Source organism: Actinomyces bowdenii (genome assembly GCF_017592395.1).
In the GTDB taxonomy this organism is placed as follows: domain Bacteria; phylum Actinomycetota; class Actinomycetes; order Actinomycetales; family Actinomycetaceae; genus Actinomyces; species Actinomyces bowdenii.
Genome location: NZ_JAGFOU010000016.1, coordinates 42,341 through 64,194 on the forward strand (window position 1 = coordinate 42,341; position 21,854 = coordinate 64,194).

Consider the following 21,854-nt stretch of genomic DNA (forward strand, 5'->3'; position numbering starts at 1 on the left):
ATCTGCGCGGTCATAGCACCCTTGGGATTCCGCGGTTCCTCATCGGCAGGTGCTCCCGGTCAGGGCCCTTTGTCAGGGATTCGGACACCGGCCGCCCTGTCAGGCCGCTTCCCGCCGTGGTGCCGGGCAGGTGACCCGTTAGGCTCCCCCCATGACGACCTCACGCGCCGCGCACTGGGAGGCGCGCTACGCCTCCGTGGATCGCCTGTGGTCCGGCCATCCCAACGATTGGCTGCCGGAGCTCGCCGGGGCCTGGGAGCCGGGGGCCGGCCTCGACATCGGCTGCGGGGAGGGCGCCGACGCCCTGTGGCTGGCCGAGCGCGGATGGCGGGTCACCGCGGTGGACCTGTCGGCCACCGCCATCGCCCGCCTGCGCCAGGAGGCTGCCCGCCGGGGCCTGGACCAGAGGATCAGCGCCCTGGCCCAGGACGGGGGCCAGGGCCTGCCCGAGGGCCCCTTCGACCTGGTCACCTGCTTCTACGTCCACGGCGGGCCCGAGGAGGGCGGCCTGCGCCTGGGCGACCTGCTGGCCGACGCCGCCGGGCGTGTGGCCCCCGGCGGTCATCTCCTGGTGGCGGTGCACGCCATCAACCCGCCCTGGCACACCCACCATGCCCGCACCTACACCGCCGCTGAGCTCCTGGAGGAGATCGGCGAGGCCACCGCGGGCTGGCAGGCGGTGGTGGCTGAGGAGCGCTGGCGCGAGGCCGCCGGACCGCAGGGCCAGACCGGCCGCCGCGCCGATGCCGTGCTCTGCCTGCGCCGGCCGGGGGCCCAGCCTGCGGGGGAGAGGGGATCGGCGCCGCGGGCAGCGAGTGTCGAGCCGGCGGCCTCAGCGGAGCCGGCGGTTGTGGACCACCCGAGGGAGTCAGCGGAAGTGGCCGCGTCGGGGCCGGCATGAGCAACGGGCAAGCCGGTGGCCCGCCCGGCGATGAGCTCTCCTCGGAGCGCGCAGGTCGCGGGCGCGCCGAGCCGCCGGAGGCGCGGACCCACCCCTCGGCGGGGTCTGAGCCCGCTGGGACCGCTCAGCCCGCTGGTGGGCGGCCGCGCACGGGTGCCAGCGGCGCCGGGGACCCGGCGGGCATGGGCGGCGGTGGCATCGCGACCAGCATCGACGACGAGGACGTCCCCGCCTGGCTCGCCGAGATTGTCGTCATGGCCGAGCATGTGCGGGCCATGCTGCGTCTTGAGGGCCCCCTCATCGTGGGCGGACTCCTGGCGCTCCTGGCTGCCGGCTGGGCGGGCGTTCCCGCCCTTCCGTGGCTTGCTGCTGTCTGCTCGCTGGGCGCCGGGCACATCGCGCTGCGCCACGCCCACGGCCCGCGGGGCGCCCGCCTGCGCCCCGGCGCCTGGGCGGGCCTGGTGCTCCTGGTCCTGGACCTGGCCCTCACGCCCTGGGCCCTGGCCCTGGCCCTGGGCCTGCGCCTGGGCGGGGCACCCCAGCCTCTGCTGCACGCCGCCGCCTGTGCCGCTGCCGGTGCCCTCGTGGGGGCGGGGGCGCTGGCAGCCGGGCTCCTCGTCCCGGCCCGCCGCCCCACCGGTGCCGGGGCGGCCGGCTGTGAGGCGGCGCCCGCCGGGACCAGTGCCCTGGGGCCGGTGACGGCGGCGGTCGTGATCATGCTGATGGCGGTCCTGCTCTGGTCCCTCGCGGTGAACCTGAGCTGGTGGTGGGCAGGGGCGGTGGCCGTGGCCGCGGAGGCCGGCAGCCTGATCGTCCTGCGCCTGGGCGCCTGGGCCGAGGCCCGCAGGCGGCGCCCAGGCGGCTGAGGGCGGTGCCGGGGCCGCCTCAGCCGGCAGTGATCCCCTCGGAGGCCACGGTCCAGCGGATGCCGCGGTGGGCGTCGGTCTCGGCCTCGTCGACCAGTGCCACAGCCATGTCCTCTGCTGAGACCCGCTGGCCGGCGGGGGAGTCCGTGGCCTGGGCGTACTCCCCGGTGCGCTGGCCGGGTGCGATGAGGGGCGAGGGGGCCACCATGGACCAGGCGAGGGCGGGGCCGGCGGCCCGGTAGAGCTCGAGGATCTGGGCGTAGGCGTTGGCCTCGGGGTAGAACTTCTGGGGGAAGCCGGGAGCGTCCTTGATGAGCAGGCCCGAGCCCGGCTCGGTCTCCAGCGCCCCGGCGCCGCCGACCACGACCAGGCGGCCCACGGGGTCGGCGCTCAGGGAGTCCACCAGGGCCCGGTGCTCCTCGATGGTGGGCTCCACGGGGCCCCCGCTGCGGTCCGGGGAGGTGGTGATGATGACGACGTCGTGGTCGGCCAGCAGCTGGCGCACCCCCTCGGTGTCGGACAGCGGCACGACGGCATTCGTGGTGGCGGCCTCAACCGGCCGGCCCGAGCGGGTGGCGCTGGTGACCTCGTGCCCGCGGGCGGCCGCCTCGGCCACGACGCGCGATCCGATCATCCCGGTCCCACCGATGACTGCGATCCTCATGATTCCTCCTGTGCGGTTGGATTGCGGCCCGGGAGTGGGCCGCAATCCGTACGGTATGCTTTAGGTATCGAGTACCTCAAGGATACTAAGGAGTGATTGTGACCGACCTCCACCATCCCACGCCCGCCTCGGCGCCCGAGCCGCCTGCACGGAGGCCGGCTGCGGAGATCACCGCGCCCTCCTCCGGTGCGGAGCGCCCGGAGGGCTCGCTCATCGATTTCGATGTCATGTCCCCGCGGTGCCCCTCGCGCACGGTGCTGCGCCACGTCGTGGATCGATGGACGCCCCTGGTCGTCACCGCCCTGGAGGAGGGGCCGCTGCGCTTCACCGAGATCCGGCGCCGGGTTGGCGGGGTGACTCCCAAGGTCCTCACCCAGACCCTGCGGTCCATGGAGCGCGACGGCCTGGTCACGCGCTCGCAGGCCGGGGGCGTGCCGCCGCGCGTCGACTACGACCTGACACCGCTGGGCCTGAGCCTCAGGGCGCCGGTGGCCGCTCTGCGCCAGTGGGCGCAGCAGCATGCCGAGCAGGTCCTGGGGGCCCGCGAGGCCTACGACACCGCACGGCCTGCGGTGGGTCAGGCCGCGGAGCCGCACCTGCAGCTCCCCGTGGGGGCACCTGCCGATTGAGACGCGGGGCCCGGGCGGAGGGCCGTCACCGACCGCGCCCGGGCTCTCAAGCAGATCGTCGCGCCGACATGGCCTGGACGCCAGCCGTCGCCGGGTGGGCGGGCCCGCACGGGCACGCCCACCCGCGGGGAGCTCAGCCCCGGGCGCGCATGATCAGCTTGCGGATCTCATCGACCCACAGCACCAGGGAGGCCATGGCCACCACGACCATCCAGTGGGTGAGGTCCAGCGGCGCGGTGGAGAAGGCCGTCTGCAGGAGGGGGATCTCCACCACGGCCACCTGCAGCACGATCGCCAGGGCGATGGAGCCCCACAGCCACTTGTTGACGAAGAGGTGGCGGAAGGCGCTGACGGTCTCCGAGCGCGAGTTCAGGGTGTTGAACAGCTGGGCGAAGACCAGGGTGGTGAAGGCCGCGGTGCGCGCCGTGGCCAGGTCGTCGGTGGACACGCCCACCTCGATCAGCCCGCCGGGCAGGAAGATGTCCAGGGTCGCCAGGGTGGAGAAGGCCATGACAGCGCCCACGAGCAGCACGCCTGCCCACATGGCGCCGTCGACGACGCGGTCGGTGGGCTTGCGCGGCGGGCGGCCCATGACGTCCTCCACGCTGGGGTCCACTCCCATGGCCAGGGCCGGCCCGGAGTCGGTGACCAGGTTGATCCACAGGATCTGGGTGGCCACCAGGGGCAGCACCACGCCGGTCTCGGAGTGGTCGGACAGGCCGATCACCCCCGCCAGGACGACGCCGCAGAAGACCGTGAGCACCTCGCCCATGTTGGAGGACAGCAGGAAGCGCAGGAACTTCTTGATGTTGTCGAAGATCCGCCGGCCCTCGCGCACGGCGTCCACGATGGTGGCGAAGTTGTCGTCGGCCAGCACCATGGTGGCGGCCTCCTTGGTCACCTGGGTGCCGGTGATCCCCATGGCGACCCCGATGTCCGCGGCGCGCAGCGCGGGGGCGTCGTTGACGCCGTCGCCGGTCATGGACACGGTGTGCCCCTGGGACTTCAGGGCATCGACGATCCGCATCTTGTGCTCGGGCGCCACGCGGGCGTACACGCTGGTCCCGGCGACTGCCTCGCGGAGCGCCTCATCGTCCATCACGGTCAGCTCGCGGCCGGTGAGCACCGGGGCACCGCGCTCGGCGATCCCCAGGTCCGCGGCGATGCGCCCGGCGGTGGCCGGGTGGTCGCCGGTGATCATGAGGACACGCACCCCGGCGCGGTGCGCCTCGGCCACCGCCGTGGCCGCCTCGGGGCGGGGCGGGTCGATGATGCCCACGACGCCGGCCATGACCAGGTCGCGCTCCATGTCGGAGAAGTCGGCGTCGCCCTGGCCGGCGGCCCTGACGCGGGCGGCCTCGGCCTCATCCAGCACGCGGTAGGCCACGCCCAGGGTGCGCAGGGCGCGCCCGGACATGTCGGCGATGTGGTCGGTGAAGCGCTGGCGGATCTCATCGGTCAGCGGCTGGGCGCCGCCGTCGATGCGCACCTGGGCGCAGTGCTCCATGAGCACGTCGGGGGCGCCCTTGGAGATGATGATCATCCCGTGCTTGGTGTCGGTGTGCAGGACGGACATCATCTTGCGGTCGGAGGTGAAGGGCACCTCGCCCACGCGCTCGAAGCGGCCCTCGCGGTGCCCATCGGTGCCGAGCTTCTTCTCGGCCACCAGGAAGGCGCCCTCGGTGGGATCGCCCACGACGCTCCACACCTCGTCGGTCACGCTCAGCTCGGCGTCGGAGGCCAGCGTGCCCCCGGACAGGACCACCATGACCTCGTCGGCCAGGGCGCCCTCCAGGGGGTCGGCGTCGGGCTGGCCGTCGCGATCGGCGTCGGGGGAGACCTGGCCGTCGGGGGCGTAGCCGATTCCGGTGACCACCGCCGTGCCGGAGGCGGTGACGACCTCCTGGATGGTCATCTCCGAGCGGGTGAGGGTGCCGGTCTTGTCCGAGCAGATGACCGAGGCCGAGCCCAGCGTCTCCACACTGGTGAGCTTCTTGACCACGGCCTTGTGCAGGGCCATGCGCTGGACGCCCAGGGCGAGCACCACCGACAGGATGGCCGGCAGGCCCTCGGGCACGGCCGCCACCGCCAGGGAGACCCCCAGCAGCAGGGCGTGGATGACGGTCTCGGCGCTGCGGTCATCGGCCAGGATGAGCAGGGTGCCCACCACGACCACGGCGATGACGACCACGATGATGCCCAGCATCTTGGAGATCTGGTGGATCTCCTCCTGCAGCGGGGTGGGCTCCTCCTCGACGGCGTCGAGCATGCGGGCGATGGCACCCATCTCGGTGTCCCCGCCGGTGGCCACCACGATGGCCTTGCCGGTGCCCTGGGCCACGGAGGTGCCGCGGTAGACCATGCCGGTGCGGTCGGCCAGATCGGCGTCCGCGGCCACGGGGTCGGAGGACTTGGTGATGGCGTCGGCCTCACCGGTGAGGGAGGACTCCACCACGCGCAGGGCGGCGGCGGACAGCAGTCGGGCGTCGGCCCCCACCTGGTCGCCCTCGCCCAGGATGAGGATGTCGCCGACGACGAGCTCGGAGGAGGGCACGACGAGGCGCGCCCCGTCGCGCAGGACGGTGGAGGTGGCCTTGGTCATCTCCGACAGGGCCGCCACGGCGTCGGCCGCCTTGCTCTCCTGGACGAAGCCCAGGACGGCGTTGAGGGTGACTACCGCCAGGATGACCAGCGAGTCCACGGGGACGCCGTGGGCGCCCTCCAGCACCCAGGCGATGGCCGAGATGACGATCGCCCCCAGCAGGAGGAAGACGAGCGGGTCGTTGAACTGGGCCAGGAAGCGCTTCCAGGCCGGCACCGGGGGCTTGGAGGGCAGCTCGTTGGGGCCGTGCTCGGCCAGGAGCCGGGCGGCCTCGGCTGCGCTCAGGCCGGTGGAGGCGTCGGTGCCCAGGGCGGCGGCGACGGCGTCGGCCGGCTGGGCCCAGGGGTGATCGGTGGGCGCCACAGTGGTGGCTGATGATGATGCGGTCACGGCCCCATCACATCAGAGGCGGGCGGGCTCGTGCGAGGGCTTTCTCCCCTGGCGTCTGTGGGATCGGCCGCATCCGCCTGTTGCACATCTTCGGCGGCGGGCTGGACGGGATCATGCGGGAAGGTCGGGATCGGAGGCCTGTGGGGGCGGTGAAGATGTGCAACGCGAGGGCCGCTGCACATCTTCGGCGGCGGGCTGGACGGGATCATGCGGGAAGGTGGGGATCGGAGGCCGGTCGGGGTGGTGAAGATGTGCAACGGGGCCGGGGTGGGGCGCTCCTGGCCGGTGATGAACGGCGGTGAGGGCACCACGCCGGAGGGAAGATGGTTGCGTGGTCCTGCTCGACAGCGTGTATCCCCGGTTATACGCACTCCTTCGAGAACCTTCATGGAGGTCCTTCCGTGTCCTTGCGAACCCGCCCGCGGATCAGCAGGTAGGCCCATCCGTTTCACCTGCGGGCACGTCTGCGCAGCCTGAAGTCCTCGTGGGCGCCGATACCGCGCAGGCGCTCACGAGCATGGGTCGCACCGCGGAGCTGGTGACACCCGCCTGGGTGGAGGGCCCGAGCGCTGCGAACAGTCAGCACGGTCCCTTCGAGTCCGCGATGGTATCGCTGCCGTCCAGCTGCCGGGACGGTGCCGTGGATAGCTGGGAGCGCCGCATCCTCCTTCCCGAGATCAGCCTTGATGAGGCGAAGGCGGCAGATATGCAGCAGAGGTCAGGCACGGCTCCGTCAGACGACGTCGACTTCGAGATCGCTGCGATCGGTCGACAATCCAGACCACCAGGATCCGGCTCGCAGACAGCGCCAATGCCTGATGCGAGCAGCCCTGGCGGGGGGCGGCGTGACCACCAGGACCCTGACCACCTGGGCGCGTGATCGCGCCCCCGATGCCAGGAGCGCCGATCTGTCGGTTGCCGCCGGTCAACCGGCGTCCTTCTTCGCACGCCCTGCTTCGACGACGATGAGCCGGGCAGCGCCTTGCGCTACGAGCGGTCCCGACTACCCAGGCGCTCGTCGCCCACCTGCGCACTTGCGCCTGGTTCCCTGATACCTACTTGCTTGCCTCCCGCATGGAGCGCACAGTGCGGTTTCTCATGGGGGACCGATTCACTGCAGAATCACCTTCTGCGGCGGACCGGCTACCGTTGAGTCCGACAGGAGCATTGGATCAGCCCCAAGGCGGTTCCAGGTCGGGGCGCCCTTCAGGTGGATGTGGCAGGCCGACGAAGTTGCCCTGTCTCGCGAAGGCGCTGGCTTCCGTGGGCGGTCGAAATAGTAGCAGAACATCCCGGCTCGAAGAATGCCCAGCCAGAAGGCTATGAATCTCCTCGAGACGAACTAGGATGAGGGTGGTTCTGGCTGCTGAGTGGATGGAGTGTGCTGATGGTGCGGTGGGGTTCTCATGGTCATGGTGATGGGGCTGGCGGGGCGACCGCGGCGGATGAGGGATTCGGTGGTTCGGGTCGTCGGTGGGGTCGTCGTGTGCTGAGGTTGATGGGGGCGGTGAAGATGTGCAACGGGGCCGGGGTGGGGTGCTCTTGGGCGGCATTCAACGGTGGTGGGGGGGGGGGGGGCCGGGCCCCCCCCCCCCCCCCAGGCTAAACGCGTCGGCCGCGGGTGGGGCCAGGCCCGGCGGGGCCCCGGGGGCCGGGGGGCGGGGGGGGGGGGGGGGGGCGGGGGGGGGGGGCGGGCGGGGGGGGGGGGCGGGGGCGGGCCGGGCCCCACCACCGTCTCGATCGATCCTGGCTCAGCCCAGGGAGGGCTCCAGGCCGAGGGTGCCCACCAGGTGCTCGCGGTAGGCCGGGGAGGTCACCTCGTCCAGCCAGGCGCGGGCCTCGGCCAGGCGCCCCTCGGTGTCCAGGCGGGCGGCGACCTCCTCGTTGTTCTCCGCGGTGGAGAAGCGGGTGAGGTCCTCGATGGCCTGGCGGGCCTGGCGGGTGTCGCGGGCCACCTTGGCATCCAGGCGGTCGGCGTACCAGTCCGAGGCGAGGATGGCGTCGCGCTCGAACAGGGCCCGGAACTCGGGGCTGGCCAGCGTCCAGCCCTCGCGGCTGGTGCCGTCGATCATGATCTCCAGCAGGGCGCGCAGCGGCGGCACCGCCCACTCGATGGATCCGTCGGCCCGGTAGTGCTCGGCCACCACCTTGTGGGTGGTGACGATGACCTCCACCGAGTCGGCGAAGACGGCCGGGTCCTGCAGCTCGGGGCACAGCATCTCCTCGGTGAAGACCACGTCGGGGTGCAGGAAGATGCGCCCGAAGAAGGTCGAGGCGAAGGCCTGGTTCATGCGGTAGCCCAGGCGCGAGGCCTCAATCGTGCGGCCCTCGTGGGTGAAGTCCTCCATCCGCTCCAGGAACCCGTGCTCGATGAGGGCCCCGGCGTCGCGCTCCTCGGCGCTCATGCGCGAGAAGATCTCGGGGATGAGCAGCGAGATGTCGTGGGCGACCTTCACCTTGGGGCCGATGTATCCCGCGGAGGACAGCCAGCCGTCGTAGCCGCCCAGGGCGTAGGACAGCAGGGCCGCGTTGAGGTCGTAGATGGCGGGCAGGGCGTTGAAGGGCGCCTTGGTCAGGGCCCCCTCGCTGCCCGCGCCCGTGGTCGAGGGCGACTTGCCGGTCATGGAGGAGATGAACTCCATGAACAGCTCGGGCAGCTCCATGTAGTGCAGGGGGTTGTAGGCGCACAGGGCCGGCACACCCTCCTCCGGCGGGTTGTTGCGGCGCCCGGCGGCGACGACGTCGACGTAGTGGCGCAGCGGCTCGGCCAGGGGCAGCCCGTGGTACAGGTGCGTGGACAGCTCGGCCAGGGCCGCCTCCTGGGGGCGGGCCAGGTCGGGGCGCACCTGGAGGTAGCGGGGGTTCTTCGAGCGCTTGCCGTCCACCAGGCGCGGGTCGGCCGAGGAGACCCAGTAGACCTCCTCGTCGTCCTGCTGGGCCGCGCGGCGCACCAGGTCCTGCATGGGGGCCGTGAACTGCGACAGGCCGGGGGCGTCGTCGAGCATGCGGCGGGCATCGGCGGGGGTCAGGGGCTCGAAGTTGGACACGAAGATGCCCTCGGGCCCCGGGGCGGCCATATCCGCCTCGGTCTGCTTGTCGTAGCCGCGCACGATGGCGTCGTCGGGCCGCTGGAAGAGCAGGCGCTCGCAGTTGGCGACGAACTTGCGCGAGGCGCTGGCGCCGGCGGTGGAGCGCAGGCCGCCGGGAACGGTGATGGAGGCGGTGATGTCGTCCTCGGTCTGGACCTTGGCGGCGGGGGAGAAGTCGGGGCGCAGGGACAGCAGGCGCCAGGAGCCGTCGGCCTCGAAGCCCACGCGCAGCATGTTGACCTTGACGACCTCCCCATCCAGGCGCAGGGAGTTGCCCTGGCGCCCGTTGATGAGCCCCACCGAGAAGTGGTGGCGCCACTGCTGCCCCCAGTCGGGCTGGTAGTAGCGCTTGACGGTGAAGACGAGCTCCTTGATGTGGGCGGGGATCCGGCCCAGGAAGGCGTTGTGGTCCTCGCTGAAGGCCGAGGAGGGGGTGAACAGCTTGATGACGCTGCCCAGGGAGCGCTCGGCGGACAGGATGGGCCGGTGGTCCTTGCCGTTGGCCTGCGGATCGGCGAAGCGCTGGGAGTAGTCGCGGTCCAGGAGTGCCTGGACGGCGTCGAGATCGGCCTCCACGTCTCCGATGTAGGCCTCGCCGAAGACGAAGGCGTCCAGCAGCGACTTGGAGATCTCCGACTTGCCCCCGCCCGATACGGTGGCCGGCTTGTGGGCGTGGGTGGCCCAGGGGGCGGTGCCCACCAGGTGCCACTGCTTGGGGTCGCCCTCGCGGTGCTTGGCGTGGACGCGGTAGCCCGAGGGGGTGATGTAGGTGGTGCCCACCAGCAGGGGGATGGAAGCGGTGGCGCCGTCGGGCCGGGGCCAGGTGACGGTCTGGGTGCGCATGGAGTAGTGGGCGCCGCCGGGGACGATGATGATGCTCCCATCGGAGGGGTCCACGGCGTGCCCCTCGGGCCGGGCCTGGAAGCGGCCGCCGCTGAGCTCGATGACCCCGGCCACGGTGGCCTCGGCGGGGGTGTGCTTCTCGGTGTACTCCTGGCCCAGGTTGTAGCGGGGGAAGGCGATGGCGCCGCCGGCGTGCTCCTCCTCCACGCAGCCGAAGAGGTTGGCCGAGTACCCGATCTGGGTCTTGACCTCCTTCTTGCAGTAGCCGAAGTAGTTGTCCGCGATGATGGTGACGATGACGCCGCGCTCGTCGCGGGCGCAGCACTTGAAGGCCTGGCCGCCGTTGTACAGCTCGCCCTCGTCCCGGTAGCACATGCCGTCGCGGCGCTGGCGCTCGGTGGCCTCCTCCCAGCGGGGCAGGCCCAGCTCCTTCTTGGTGACCCGGGTCAGGTGCGGGGCCAGGATGACGCAGCCGGTGTGCCCGGTCCAGGACTCGGGGGCCAGGGAGGAGTCGTTCTCCGGCAGGTAGGGGTCGCCGGCATTGCCGAAGATGCCCTCGACGAAGTCGAGGTTGGAGACCAGGCCGCCGGGGGCGATGAAGCGGGTCTCCATCGTGCGCTGGGCGGAGAATCCGGGCACCTCGGGGACGACGACGGGGCGCAGCAGCAGGGAGACCCAGGCGCGGGCGGGGTTGTCCTGGTGGGCGCTCCAGGGCAGGGTCAGGAGGCTGTCGGGGGCCTCGACGGCGCGGGCCAGCAGCTGGGCGAAGGCGTCGCGGGGCACGGCGATCTTGTCGTCGGGGATGGGCAGGCCGCCCTCGGCGATGTGGAAGACGCCGGCCGTGGTGCGCCGGTCGTTGCGGGGGTTGTGCAGGACCCCGCCCAGGATGCGGTAGCTGGAGACGTAGTCGGACTCGAAGCTGGTGGCGCCCACGGGGAGGGACAGCTCGCGGGCCAGGCCGGGCTGGTCCAGGACGAAGGTGGATCGCGGCAGTCGGGGGGCGGCCGGGGCGCCGTCGAGGTAGGAGTCGAGGAAGGACTGGATGCGCTTGTCCGCGGCGCAGGGGCGGTGGGCCAGACGGCGGGAGAGCTCACGCTGGCGCGCCAGGATCGGGGACATGAGGCGGTCGGTCTCGGCATGGACGGCATCGGCGGGGACGGGGAGGCCCAGCAGCTCCAGGCGCAGGGCGATGGCTGATGTTGTTGCCGCAACGGTGTTCATGGTCTCAGGGTAGCGACGCCGTGCCGCCGGTGCGCCACTGGGGCCGGAGCCGTCCGAGTACTGGGAGGCGGGGGCCGGCGCGCGCTCCTGCGGTCGTGCGCTGCCCCGGCCGGGTGGGCCGGCCGGGGATCAGCGCAGGAGCAGTTGGGCCAGGGCGGATCCGACCAGGCAGGAGGTGGCCACACCGATGAGGCCGGGCACCAGGAAGGAGTGGTTGACGACATACTTGCCGATCCGGGTGGTGCCCGTGGGGTCGAAGCCGATCGCGGCCAGGTCCGAGGGGTAGGTGGGCAGGATGAAGTAGCCGTAGGAGGCGCCGATGAAGCCCACGACGACGACCGGGTCGACCCCCAGGGACAGCGCCATGGGAGCCACGATGAGCAGCCCGGCGGCCTGGGAGTTGACCAGCTTGCCGATGATGAACAGCACAATGGCGTACATCCACACGTGATCGGCCAGGATGCCGGTGAGCCCTGACTCCAGCGCCTCCAGGTGGGCTCCCACCACGGTCTCGGTCATCCAGGCGACCCCGAAGATCGAGAACATGGCGGTGGCCCCGGACTTGAACACGGTGGTGGAGGCGATCTTGCCCGCCTTGACATTGCAGGTCAGCAGGATGAGTGCTCCGGCGGAGAGCATGACCATCTGGATGACGAGGTTCATGCTCAGCGGCTCGAACGCCCTGTCCTCCTCGTTCCAGAAGGAGGGGCGCAGGGCGTCGAAGGCGCCCAGCACCACGACCAGGGCGATCGCCCCCAGGAAGATCCAGGTGGCCCGTCTGGCCTCGACGGGGAAGGTCTTTCCGATGAGGGTCTCGGACCCCGAGGAGAGGGATGCCCGGAACTCGGGGTTCTCCAGGCGGCGCTGGAACTCCTCGTCCTCGTCCAGGTCCTTGCCGCGGTGCATGGACCACAGGGCGGCCAGCACCACGCCCGCGAGGGAGGCGGGCATGGAGATCATGAGGATCTGGAGGACCGACCAGTGCTTGTCGGTGTGGTCGGCGATGATCGACACGATCGAGACGGTGGCCACGGAGACCGGTGAGGCGGTGATCCCCATCTGGGCTGCCACTGATGAGGCCGCCATGGGGCGCTCGGGGCGGATGCTCTTCTTGATGGCGATATCGGCGATGATGGGCAGCATCGTGTAGACGACGTGCCCGGTGCCGCACAGGACGGTGAGCGTCCAGGTCACCAGTGGCCCCAGGATGGTCACATGCTCGGGGTGCCTGCGCAGGAGGCGCTCGGCGGCCTGCATCATGACGTCCAGCCCGCCGGACTGCTGGAGGGTGGCGGCGCAGCCGATGACGGCGAGGATGGTCAGGATGACGGAGACCGGCGGCTCCCCGGGCTCAAGGCGGAAGCCGAAGACGAGGATGACCAATCCGATCCCGGCGATGAGGCCCAGGGCCATCCCGCCCTTCTTGGCCCCGAGGACCAGGCAGGCCAGGATGATGGTGACTTGGAGGAGGATGACGACTGTGTCCATTGCGGTGCCTCCAGGTGGGGCGGGTCGATGCCGTTGAGGCCCCGCTCGAGGGGCTCCTCCCATGGCGGTCCCGGGTCGGGGCGCGCATAGCCCGGCTCCATCCACCGTAGGACGGCGGGGCGGACGGCACGCCGATCCTCTGGTTTCTTCTCCGTGAGAAGACCGGGGGAGTGGCCGGCGGGGCCTTCATTCATCTGATCTCTAGGACCTTCGGGTGGCGCCGGAGGGCCGGGCCATGGGCTGGAGAGGTCCTCGCCCCGGCGTCGTCGGGGGCGTCGGCTCTTCGGCGCTCCGGTCGTGGATCGGGGCGGGCCGCGTGCGGATCCGTGGAGGTCCACCGGGGGCGATTGAGGTCCACGGGGGCTCGTGGAGGTCTTGGTCATAGCGGTGGCGCCTGGCTCACTGCGGGGCGGGCCCCGTGGCGCGCCCCGCAGGCGGTGGCCGGCGCGGGTCTTGGCTTGCGCTCATGCCCATCCGGCGCCCCGACGACGGCGCTCGCCCCGTCGTCGAGGAGCGGCGGCCTGAGACGATCTCGGGAGATCCTGAAGGTTTCCTGGGTTTCTTCCGCTATCCATGGAGGCCCTGGGAGCGCCATACTTGACAACAGTTCGGCAACCATCATGGTCGCCGTGGTCGGCGCACGCCCGCCCGCGGCCTCCGGTGCCGGTCCGTGTCGGTCAATGGAAACGAGGAACGCGTGGCAGACAGCAGGAACGGGGCGGGTCCGCGTCCTGGCGGCGGCAAGCTCGCCCGGGCGGCGAATGCGGACCGGCAGGGTCCCGCCAGGCCGGCCCGCACATCCATCAAGGGCTCAGCGGGCGGTCAGGCGACTCAAACGATGGCCGCCTCCCCGGTGGCCGGCGGCACGATGGCCCAGGCCGCGGCGTCCGGCGGTGCGGGCAAGGCGGCCCGAGCGGGGAAGGCGCGCAAGCCGGCGCGCACCGGCGCCCGTCGGTTCTTCAACTACCCGCGTGCGGGCAAGGGCCCCATCCACCGGTGGATCCCCAGCTGGCGCTTCGTCCTGGGGTGCTTCCTCCTGGCGGTCCTGGCCGTCTTCGGCCTGTTCGCCTATGCCTACTCCACCATCAAGGTCCCCGACCCCAGCGAGTTCGCCCAGGCGCAGACCAGCACGGTGTACTACGCCGACGGCACCACCGTCATGGGCGAGTTCGCCGAGGTCGACCGCACCATTGTGGACGGCTCGACCATTCCCGACTACGTGGGCCAGGCGGTGGTGGCCTCGGAGGACCGCAGCTTCTACACCAACAAGGGCGTGGATCCCAAGGGAATCGCCCGAGCCCTGTGGAACAACCTGCGCGGCGGGGACACCCAGGGCGCCTCGACCCTGACCCAGCAGTACGTCAAGAACTACTACGTGGACACCACGGACTCCTACTTCGGCAAGTTCCAGCAGGCGATCATGGCGGTCAAGATCGACCGGGAGCAGTCCAAGCAGGAGATCCTGGACGCCTACCTCAACACCGTCTACTACGGGCGCGGCGCCTACGGGATCGAGGCGGCCTCACAGGCCTTCTTCGACAAGCCCGCCAGTGAGATGACGGTCTCGGAGGCCGCCCTGCTGGCGGGGATCCTGCCCGCGCCCAGCGGCTGGGATCCGGAGGAGAACCCGGAGAAGGCCCAGGAGCGCTGGCAGCGCGTCCTGGAGTTCATGCTCGCCGATGGCTACATCTCCCAGGCCGACTACGACTCCGCCCAGTTCCCCGCCACCATCACCCCGAAGAATGAGCAGGTCTATGAGGGCCCCAATGGCCACCTGCTGCAGATGGTGCGCGCCGAGCTGACGGCGGATGCGGGCCTGAGCGACCAGCAGATCGACACCGGCGGCCTGAAGATCACCACGACCATCGACAAGGCGGATCAGGACGCCATCGTCTCCACCGCCCAGTCCCTGCCCGAGGGGTACTCGGAGAACCTGCGGGTGGGGATGGTCTCCATCGACGCCAAGACCGGGGGCATCCTCGCCCTCTACGGCGGGCCCGACTACCTGACCAACCAGGTCAACACCTCCACGGATGCGGTGGCCCAGGCGGGGTCCACCTACAAGCCCTTCGCCCTGGTGGCCGGGCTGGAGAACGGGCTGACCCTGTCCAACGGCTACCGCGGCGACTCGCCCATGACGATCGACGGGCACTCCTTCCAGAACTTCCAGGGCGCCTCCTACGGCTGGCGGGACCTCATCGACTCCACGGCCTACTCGATCAACACCCCCTACCTCCAGCTCAATGCCGACCTGGGGCCGGAGGAGACGAACAAGGTGGCGATCCGGGCCGGCTACCCCGAGGACACCCAGGGCATGGACGCCTTCGTGCAGAACGTCCTGGGCTCGGCCTCGCCGCACACCATCGACATCGCGAGCTCCTTCGCCACCTTCGCCTCGCAGGGGATGCGCCACGACACCCACATCGTCGCCTCGGCCACCAAGCCCGATGGCTCGGCGGCCTACACCGGGCCCACGGAGGGCGAGCGGGCCTTCGATGAGGGCGTCATGGCCGACACGACCTACGCCCTCCAGCAGGTGGTCCGCTACGGCAGTGCGGAGAAGGTCCAGGTCCTGGGCCGGCCGATCGCCGCCAAGACCGGCTCGTCCTCGGACAACAAGTCCGCCCAGTTCGTGGGCTTCACCCCCCAGGTGGTCACGGCCGTGACGCTCTACCAGTCGGGGCCCAACGGGGAGGAGGAGTCCATCACCCCCTGGGGCGAGTACCCGGAGATCACCGGATCGACCTACCCCGCCGACCTGTTCATCGGCTACATGGACCAGGCGCTTCAGGACGTGCCCGTCGAGGAATTCCCGCCGCGCACCGACGCCTCGTACTCGCGGGGCTCCCTGTACGGCGAGCCCGGGGAGGTGGCTGAGGACTACCAGACCCAGGTGCCCACGGCGGCGCCCACCGCCGAGCAGCCGCAGGAGCAGCCCACGGCCGAGCCCACGGTCGAGGAGCAGCAGCCCACGGCCGAGGCCACGCCCGAGGAGCAGCAGCCCACGGCCGAGGCCCCGCCCGAGCCGACGGGCAATGCCGAGCCCACCGGCGGCAACGGCGGGGGCCTGGGCACGCCGGGCTGGGAGGAGCTGCCCGAGCCCCCGGGCGGCCCGAACCCGAATCCGAACCCGGAGGGCAACAACAATGGCCAGAACGGTGGGGGCCAGGGCGCCGGCCCGAACAACCGGGGGAACCAGAACCGGGGCAATCAGAACGAGCGCGACGGCTGAGTCCGGCGCCGGCGCCTGAGGAGGGGGCGGGGGGGGGGGGGGGGGCCGGGGGGGGGGGGGGGGGGGGCCCGGGGGGGGGCGGCCCGGGGGGCCGACGACGTGTTGCATGGCACGTCGTCGGCCCGCCCCCTCGGGTTCCGGCCGGTGGGGCTCTCCGGTAGTGTGGCCGACTGGTCGCACTGTCGGGTCGCCCCGACAGCGCGCCGCACGCATCACCCTCCTGTCACGGAAGGACCGTGACCGCTTGAGACCAGAGGAGGTGGGTACCAAGCATGCGTCACTACGAGATCATGATCATCCTCGACCCCGAGACGGACGAGCGCACAGTCTCCCAGCTGCTGGAGAAGCTGCTGCAGGTCGTCCCCAGCAGCGGGGGCTCGGTGGACAAGGTCGATGTCTGGGGCAAGCGCCGCCTGGCCTACGACATCAAGAAGAAGTCCGAGGGCTTCTACGTCGTCGCCGACCTGACCGCCACTCCTGAGACCGCTCAGGAGCTGGACCGGCAGCTCGGCCTCAACGAGACCGTCCTGCGCACCAAGCTGCTGCGTCCCGAGGCCTGAGCCTCAACCGGGAACGGAGAACACCCATGGCCGGAGACACTGTCATCACCATTATCGGGAACCTCACCGCGGATCCTGAGATGCGCTTCACCCCCTCGGGGGCTGCGGTGGCCTCCTTCACCATCGCCTCGACCCCGCGCACCTTCGACCGCCAGGCCCAGGAGTGGAAGGACGGCGAGACGCTGTTCATGCGCTGCTCCATCTGGCGTGATGCCGCTGAGAACGTGGCCGAGTCCCTGACCAAGGGCACCCGGGTCATCGCCCAGGGCCGCTTGGTCCAGCGCTCCTTCACCACCCGCGAGGGCGAGAACCGCACGGTGGTGGAGATGCAGGTCGATGAGATCGGCCCCTCCCTGCGCTACGCCAAGGCCCAGGTCGCCCGCCAGCCCCGCGGCGGGCAGGGCGGCTTCGGAGGCCAGCAGGGCGGCCAGGGCGGAGGCTTCGGCGGCCAGCCCCAGGGCGGTTTCGGAGGCCAGCAGGGCCAGGGCGGCTACAACCAGGGCGGTCAGGGCGGCGGCTTCGGCGGCCAGAGCGGCTACAACGCCCCCGCCGGCGGCGCCCCGGACGATCCGTGGGCCACGGGAGGCTCGACCTCCTTCGGGGACGAGCCCCCCTTCTGATCCTGCCGGGCAGGGCCGACTCTCCCGTTCCCCCCACTATTCATCTCGTGGAGCGCCTGAGCGCTCAGACCAAGGAGTACCACCATGGCGAAGCCCCAACTTCGCAAGCCCAAGAAGAAGGTCGGTCCGGTCAAGGCCATCAAGGTCGGCAAGATCGACTACAAGGACACCGCCACCCTGCGCAAGTTCATCTCCGACCGCGGCAAGATCCGCGCCCGTCGCGTCACCGGCGTCTCCGTCCAGGAGCAGCGCAAGATCGCCAAGGCCGTGAAGAACGCGCGTGAGATGGCCCTGCTTCCCTACTCGAGCTCTGCTCGCTGAACGGAGGGGACCTCATGACCACCAAGCTCATCCTCACCCACGACGTGTCCCACCTGGGCAGCGCCGGTGACGTCGTGGACGTCAAGGACGGCTACGCCCGCAACTACCTGCTGCCGCGCAAGCTGGCCACCCCGTGGTCCAAGGGTGCGCAGCGCCAGATCGACCAGATGGCTGAGGCTCGCCGCCGCCGCTCCATCGAGTCCCTGGAGCAGGCCCAGAGCGCCCGCGTGTGGCTGACCGAGAACGTCGTGACCATCAGCGCCTCGGCAGGCGCCAACGGCCGCCTCTTCGGCGCGGTGACCACGGCCGCCCTGGCGCAGGCCGTCAAGGCCGCCGGCGGCCCGACCATCGACCGGCGCAAGATCGAGGCCGTCCCGCCGATCAAGTCCACCGGCCGCCACAGCGCCTCCGTGCGCCTGCACTCCGACGTCGTGGCCCCCATCGAGGTCAACGTCGTCGCTGCTCGCTGAGGCCCCCGGGGCAGGCCGCGGCCTGCCCCTGCTCCGGCTCGCATAACGCCGGCCCCATGGGGAGCCAGCAGGTCGTCGTTGGCCCCGCACTACACCGAGCTCGATGCTTGGTGGTGAGTTCTGTCTACGAGCTCGCCGCCAAGCATCGAGTTTTGAGTATCTGGGGTAAGGCATGGCGTCCCCGGCAGACGAGCCGGCAGGTCGCGGTTCGGGCTGGGCCGTCGAGCTACCCATGATGTACGTGACCAAGCACGTAGAAATGTACGTGGAGGCTGACGTACACTCGTACGTGATGGGTCACGTACGAAAGGACGATCATGAACCAGGCACGCCTGAGTCCCATCCGCCCCCAGCCCGGGAATCTCCTGGACCCACAGTTCTTCGTCGGGCGCCGGCAGACCACGGACCATGCGCTCCGGTCGCTGCACGGCGGGAAGAACCTGCTGCTGTGTGACCCGCGCCGCATGGGTAAGACCTTCTGGTTGCACTACTTCGCCGAGTCTCAGGACGGGTTCGAGTCCTACCTCATTGACTACGAGGGGGTGGATACGGCCAGAGGGTTCATCGAGCGGACGATCGAGGGACTCGGAAAACGAGCAGATCTGCCAGAGCGGGTGCGCAAGATGATCGCGACCCTCGTTGGGAACATCGACAGCATCAACCTCGGGTGGGTGACCATCAAGCCCTCGATGAGGGAGATGCCGCCGCAGGATCTCCTGAGGATGATCCTCGGGTCCCTGGAGGGCACTGGCAGCGGGAAGACCCCGATCATCCTCATGGATGAGGTGCCGCTGGCCATCAAGAACATCGCCTCCAAGGAGGATGGAGACAGTGCGCGGGCGCTGCTCCAGACCATGCGGTACCTGCGCCAGAACCTCAGAGGGGTCCGGTGGATCGTCACCGGTTCCATCGGCTTCCATCACGTGCTGCGCACTGTGGGGGCGACCTCAGGGGACGTTAATGACCTGCATCCCCTGACCCTGGGGCCCCTGGAGTGGCAGGAGGCCGAAGAGCTGGCCCAGCGCCTCCTGCTTGGGGTCAGGATCGGTGGGACCGCCCAGGCGAGGCTTGATCCGGCCCCGGAGGTTGCCGCTGAGCTGGTGCGTCTCACCGACGGCATCCCCTTCCTCATGCACCAGGTCATGAGCCTGGTGGATCAGGCTCATGTGGCGCGCCTGGACGCTGCTGGGATGCGGGCCTGCTGGGAGCGGAGCATTGATGACCCGGACCAGCACCAGGTCTTCGCGCACTTTCTGGAGCGCCTCGACGTGTATTACGACCCTTCTTCCCTGAAACTGGCTCGGCGCCTGCTCAACGATTGCCTGTCCCCTGACCGTGAGCCCAAACCCGTTAAGGACCTGTGTCCGGATAAGGCGTCACAGGACGTCCTGGATGCACTCATCAATGACCACTACCTGGAGTACGTGCAGCAGGGCATGGCCTGCCGGTGGCGCTACCCGGCGCTGCAGTACATCTGGGCGCGGCGTTATCGGATCTGGGCGGCGGCCTCATGAGGACCTCGCGATTCACGCCCTCCACCATGCCGGCGGAGCACCTTGAGAGGCTCTTCGTGGTCCGCGAGCCTCTTCTGGACCGGCTCATGGACCGCGTCCAGGAACTTGGGAGCACGCGGAGCCCCCACCACACGCTCCTCGTGGGGCCCCGGGGCGCGGGAAAGACCCACCTCATCTCCCTGGTCTACCATCGCACCCGCGCCTTGGGGGCCGGGATACGCATTGCCTGGCTGCCCGAGGACCCCTGGACGATCGTCTCCTACCGTCATCTGGTGCTGGCCATGCTCCGGGAGTTGGTCGAGCACGAGGACCTGGGGGCGTTGAGCGAGGAGGAGGCGGTGGCCCGCCTGCGTGGCCTCATGGCGGAGGGGCCGGTGCTGGTGCTCATGGAGAACGTGGACCAGGTTCTGGAGTCCATCGGGGAGTTGGGGCAGCAGCGCTTCCGCCACTTCCTGCAGACCCAGTCCGCCCTCCTGGTCATTGGCTCAACCACGCGGCTGGACCACAACCTGGTCTCCCAGGACCTGCCGCTGTTCGGCTACTTCGACACCATGAGGCTCGATCCCTTCACGCCCGAGCAGGCGATCGCCATGCTGACGGCCCTGGCCGGCGCTCAGGACAATGAGAGCCTGCTCAAGGAGCTGAAGACGCCCGCCGCCCTGGCCAAGATCAGGACCATTGCCCATCTTGCCGGAGGCCAGCCGCGCCTGTGGGCACTCCTGGGCGATGCACTGACGGTGGAGCAGTTGAACCACCTGGTCGATCTGCTCCTGGGCCGGTTCGATGACCTGACCCCCTACTACCAGGAGCGCCTCGCCCGCCTGTCGCCCCAGCACCGGCTCATTGTCTCCGAGCTGGCCAGTGCGGACCGGCCCCTACCGGTCAAGGAGATCGCCCGGCGCACGCAGATCGACCAGCGGACCGTCGCCAGGGCGGTGATCGACCTCGGTGACCGCGGGTGGTTGCGGCCCGCGGACACGATCTTCGCGGATCTCCTGGATGGGCGCCGCACCTACTACGAGCTGGCTGAGCCCCTGGCCCGGCTGGCTTTCCAGATCAAGGAGTCCCGCGGGGAGCCGCTGCGGCTGGTCGTGGACTTCCTCACCGGGTGGTACGACCTGTCCGAGCTTGGTGCCGCAGGGCAGGAGGGGAGCGCCGCGCCCTACTGCGAGATGGCCATGAGCATCCTCTCTGGGGACGAGACGATCGGCTTGACCAAGCACCTGACGAGCCTCCCGGTGACGCGCAAGCCCTCACTGGCCTTCCTAGGGCAGGTGGAGGATGCGCTGGCGGCGGCTCAGCAGGGGGACGCGGGGCCCGTCATGGATCTGTCGAGCACAGTGCGCCAGGCCTTGGAGCACCGGGCCGGTCCTCAGCGCCGGCTCGCGCCCATCCGCCTGGACCTCCTTGAACTCGCATATCGGGAGATGGGCGAGGTGCCCCACGAGCCGGAGTCAGGCCAGTGGGTGGAACGGGCTGAGCGGCTCGATGCCGAGGAGGCGGTCCTGGAGAGCCGGCTCATGCTCGTGCGCTGGCTGGCGAGCGCCTGGCGGCTGGAGGAGGCGGAGGCCGTGCTCGCGACGGTGGGGGTCACCGTGCCCGGAGAGATGGATGATCCCGCTGTGCTGGATGCCCGCATGGACCTGGCTTATGCCTATCTGGCGGTGGGGCGCCTGGGTGAGGCCGTCACTCTCTTCGAGCAGGTGCTGGCTGACCGGGTGCGGGTTCTGGGTCCTGATCATTCCAGCACGCTGGTCTCGCGCAACAACCTCGCCTATGCCTATGAGTCGGTTGGGGATCTGGGGCGTGCGGTTCCCTTGTATGAGCAGACCCTGGCTGATCGCGAGCGGGTGTTGGGTGCGGACCACCCCGACACTCTGGTCTCGCGCAACAACCTGGCGGGCGCCTATGGGGCGGTTGGGGATCTGGGGCGTGCGGTTCCCTTGTATGAGCAGACCCTGGCTGATCATGAGCGGGTGTTGGGTGCGGACCACCCCAGCACGCTGGTCTCGCGCAACAACCTCGCCTATGCCTATGGGGCGGTTGGGGATCTGGGGCGTGCGGTTCCCTTGTATGAGCAGACCCTGGCAGACTGTGAGCGGGTGCTGGGCGCGGATCACCCTGATATTCTGGTCTCGCGCAACAACCTCGCCTATGCCTATGGGGCGGTTGGGGATCTGAAGCGTGCGGTTCCCTTGTATGAGCAGACCCTGGCTGATCATGAGCGGGTGCTGGGTGTGGACCACCCCAGCACTCTGGTCTCGCGCAACAACCTGGCGGGCGCCTATGAGTCGGTTGGGGATCTGAAGCGTGCGGTTCCCTTGTATGAGCGGACCCTGGCAGACTGTGAGCGGGTGCTGGGCTCCGATCATCCGACGACTGTCGCTGTTCGGGAGAACCTCGAAAGGGCCCGGCATGTTAACGGAGACGAGGCTCCAGCCTGA

At 70.3% G+C, this 21,854-nt stretch carries 14 protein-coding genes; 10 read left to right on the forward strand and 4 right to left on the reverse strand.

From position 1 onward, the window contains the following. Positions 1-151: 151 nt before the first annotated feature. Positions 152-901 (forward strand): class I SAM-dependent methyltransferase, encoded by a 750-nt coding sequence (locus J5X07_RS08260; RefSeq protein ID WP_208479402.1) that lies wholly within the window; start codon positions 152-154, stop codon positions 899-901. Beyond that, entirely contained in the window at positions 898-1,767 is an 870-nt protein-coding gene (locus J5X07_RS13275; RefSeq protein ID WP_208479404.1) for a hypothetical protein, read from the forward strand. The genes J5X07_RS08260 and J5X07_RS13275 overlap by 4 nt, the downstream gene beginning before the upstream one ends. A gap of 19 nt (positions 1,768-1,786) precedes the next feature. On the opposite strand, the gene J5X07_RS08270 is transcribed toward J5X07_RS13275, so the two are convergent. Beyond that, the gene (locus J5X07_RS08270; RefSeq protein ID WP_208479406.1) at positions 1,787-2,431 is read right to left on the reverse strand and encodes an NAD(P)-dependent oxidoreductase; all 645 of its coding nucleotides are present in this window, start codon (positions 2,429-2,431) and stop codon (positions 1,787-1,789) included. Positions 2,432-2,523: 92 nt separating this feature from the next. On the opposite strand from J5X07_RS08270, the gene J5X07_RS08275 reads away from it, so the two are divergent. Continuing rightward, on the forward strand, positions 2,524-3,060 hold the full coding sequence (locus J5X07_RS08275) for a winged helix-turn-helix transcriptional regulator (RefSeq protein WP_424924109.1): 537 nt from the start codon (positions 2,524-2,526) through the stop codon (positions 3,058-3,060). Positions 3,061-3,193: 133 nt separating this feature from the next. Here J5X07_RS08275 and J5X07_RS08280 read toward each other — a convergent pair whose 3' ends face one another. The 3 genes from J5X07_RS08280 to J5X07_RS08290 all read right to left on the reverse strand — a co-directional run bounded on the left by J5X07_RS08280 (position 3,194) and on the right by J5X07_RS08290 (position 12,693). Beyond that, positions 3,194-6,052 carry a cation-translocating P-type ATPase gene (locus J5X07_RS08280; RefSeq protein ID WP_124933072.1) on the reverse strand — a complete coding sequence of 953 codons (2,859 nt, stop codon included), beginning with the start codon at positions 6,050-6,052 and terminating at the stop codon, positions 3,194-3,196. A gap of 1,751 nt (positions 6,053-7,803) precedes the next feature. Further along, on the reverse strand, positions 7,804-11,205 hold the full coding sequence (locus tag J5X07_RS08285; protein ID WP_208479408.1) for a PPi-type phosphoenolpyruvate carboxykinase family protein: 3,402 nt from the start codon (positions 11,203-11,205) through the stop codon (positions 7,804-7,806). 129 nt (positions 11,206-11,334) lie between these two features. Further along, positions 11,335-12,693: an anaerobic C4-dicarboxylate transporter gene (locus tag J5X07_RS08290; protein WP_124933070.1), complete on the reverse strand. Its 1,359-nt coding sequence runs from the start codon at positions 12,691-12,693 to the stop codon at positions 11,335-11,337. An 838-nt stretch (positions 12,694-13,531) separates the two neighbouring features. On the opposite strand from J5X07_RS08290, the gene J5X07_RS08295 reads away from it, so the two are divergent. The 7 genes from J5X07_RS08295 (at position 13,532) to J5X07_RS08325 (ending at position 21,854) form a co-directional block, all read left to right on the forward strand. Beyond that, entirely contained in the window at positions 13,532-15,925 is a 2,394-nt protein-coding gene (locus J5X07_RS08295; protein WP_243896616.1) for a transglycosylase domain-containing protein, read from the forward strand. A gap of 272 nt (positions 15,926-16,197) precedes the next feature. Next, complete coding sequence (gene rpsF, locus J5X07_RS08300) at positions 16,198-16,485, forward strand: 30S ribosomal protein S6 (protein ID WP_124933068.1); 288 nt, start codon at positions 16,198-16,200, stop codon at positions 16,483-16,485. A gap of 26 nt (positions 16,486-16,511) precedes the next feature. Continuing rightward, positions 16,512-17,105 carry a single-stranded DNA-binding protein gene (locus tag J5X07_RS08305; protein ID WP_208479412.1) on the forward strand — a complete coding sequence of 198 codons (594 nt, stop codon included), beginning with the start codon at positions 16,512-16,514 and terminating at the stop codon, positions 17,103-17,105. A gap of 84 nt (positions 17,106-17,189) precedes the next feature. Then, positions 17,190-17,426 (forward strand): 30S ribosomal protein S18, encoded by a 237-nt coding sequence (gene rpsR, locus J5X07_RS08310; RefSeq protein ID WP_124933066.1) that lies wholly within the window; start codon positions 17,190-17,192, stop codon positions 17,424-17,426. Between the two features lie 14 nt (positions 17,427-17,440). Further along, positions 17,441-17,896: a 50S ribosomal protein L9 gene (rplI, locus tag J5X07_RS08315; RefSeq protein WP_124933065.1), complete on the forward strand. Its 456-nt coding sequence runs from the start codon at positions 17,441-17,443 to the stop codon at positions 17,894-17,896. Positions 17,897-18,213: 317 nt separating this feature from the next. Beyond that, positions 18,214-19,410, forward strand: a complete 1,197-nt coding sequence (locus J5X07_RS08320) for a hypothetical protein (RefSeq protein WP_208479414.1) — start codon at positions 18,214-18,216, stop codon at positions 19,408-19,410. Then, entirely contained in the window at positions 19,407-21,854 is a 2,448-nt protein-coding gene (locus J5X07_RS08325; protein ID WP_243896617.1) for a tetratricopeptide repeat protein, read from the forward strand. The genes J5X07_RS08320 and J5X07_RS08325 overlap by 4 nt, the downstream gene beginning before the upstream one ends.

Bases quoted from the DNA above. Each gene is read 5' to 3' on its own strand.
- J5X07_RS08260 (WP_208479402.1), top strand. From the start codon at position 152: ATGACGACCTCACGCGCCGCGCACTGGGAGGCGCGCTACGCCTCCGTG.
- J5X07_RS13275 (WP_208479404.1), top strand. From the start codon at position 898: ATGAGCAACGGGCAAGCCGGTGGCCCGCCCGGCGATGAGCTCTCCTCG.
- J5X07_RS08270 (WP_208479406.1), bottom strand. From the start codon at position 2,431: ATGAGGATCGCAGTCATCGGTGGGACCGGGATGATCGGATCGCGCGTC.
- J5X07_RS08285 (WP_208479408.1), bottom strand. From the start codon at position 11,205: ATGAACACCGTTGCGGCAACAACATCAGCCATCGCCCTGCGCCTGGAG.
- J5X07_RS08290 (WP_124933070.1), bottom strand. From the start codon at position 12,693: ATGGACACAGTCGTCATCCTCCTCCAAGTCACCATCATCCTGGCCTGC.
- J5X07_RS08295 (WP_243896616.1), top strand. From the start codon at position 13,532: ATGGCCGCCTCCCCGGTGGCCGGCGGCACGATGGCCCAGGCCGCGGCG.
- rpsF (WP_124933068.1), top strand. From the start codon at position 16,198: ATGCGTCACTACGAGATCATGATCATCCTCGACCCCGAGACGGACGAG.
- J5X07_RS08305 (WP_208479412.1), top strand. From the start codon at position 16,512: ATGGCCGGAGACACTGTCATCACCATTATCGGGAACCTCACCGCGGAT.
- rpsR (WP_124933066.1), top strand. From the start codon at position 17,190: ATGGCGAAGCCCCAACTTCGCAAGCCCAAGAAGAAGGTCGGTCCGGTC.
- rplI (WP_124933065.1), top strand. From the start codon at position 17,441: ATGACCACCAAGCTCATCCTCACCCACGACGTGTCCCACCTGGGCAGC.
- J5X07_RS08320 (WP_208479414.1), top strand. From the start codon at position 18,214: ATGAACCAGGCACGCCTGAGTCCCATCCGCCCCCAGCCCGGGAATCTC.
- J5X07_RS08325 (WP_243896617.1), top strand. From the start codon at position 19,407: ATGAGGACCTCGCGATTCACGCCCTCCACCATGCCGGCGGAGCACCTT.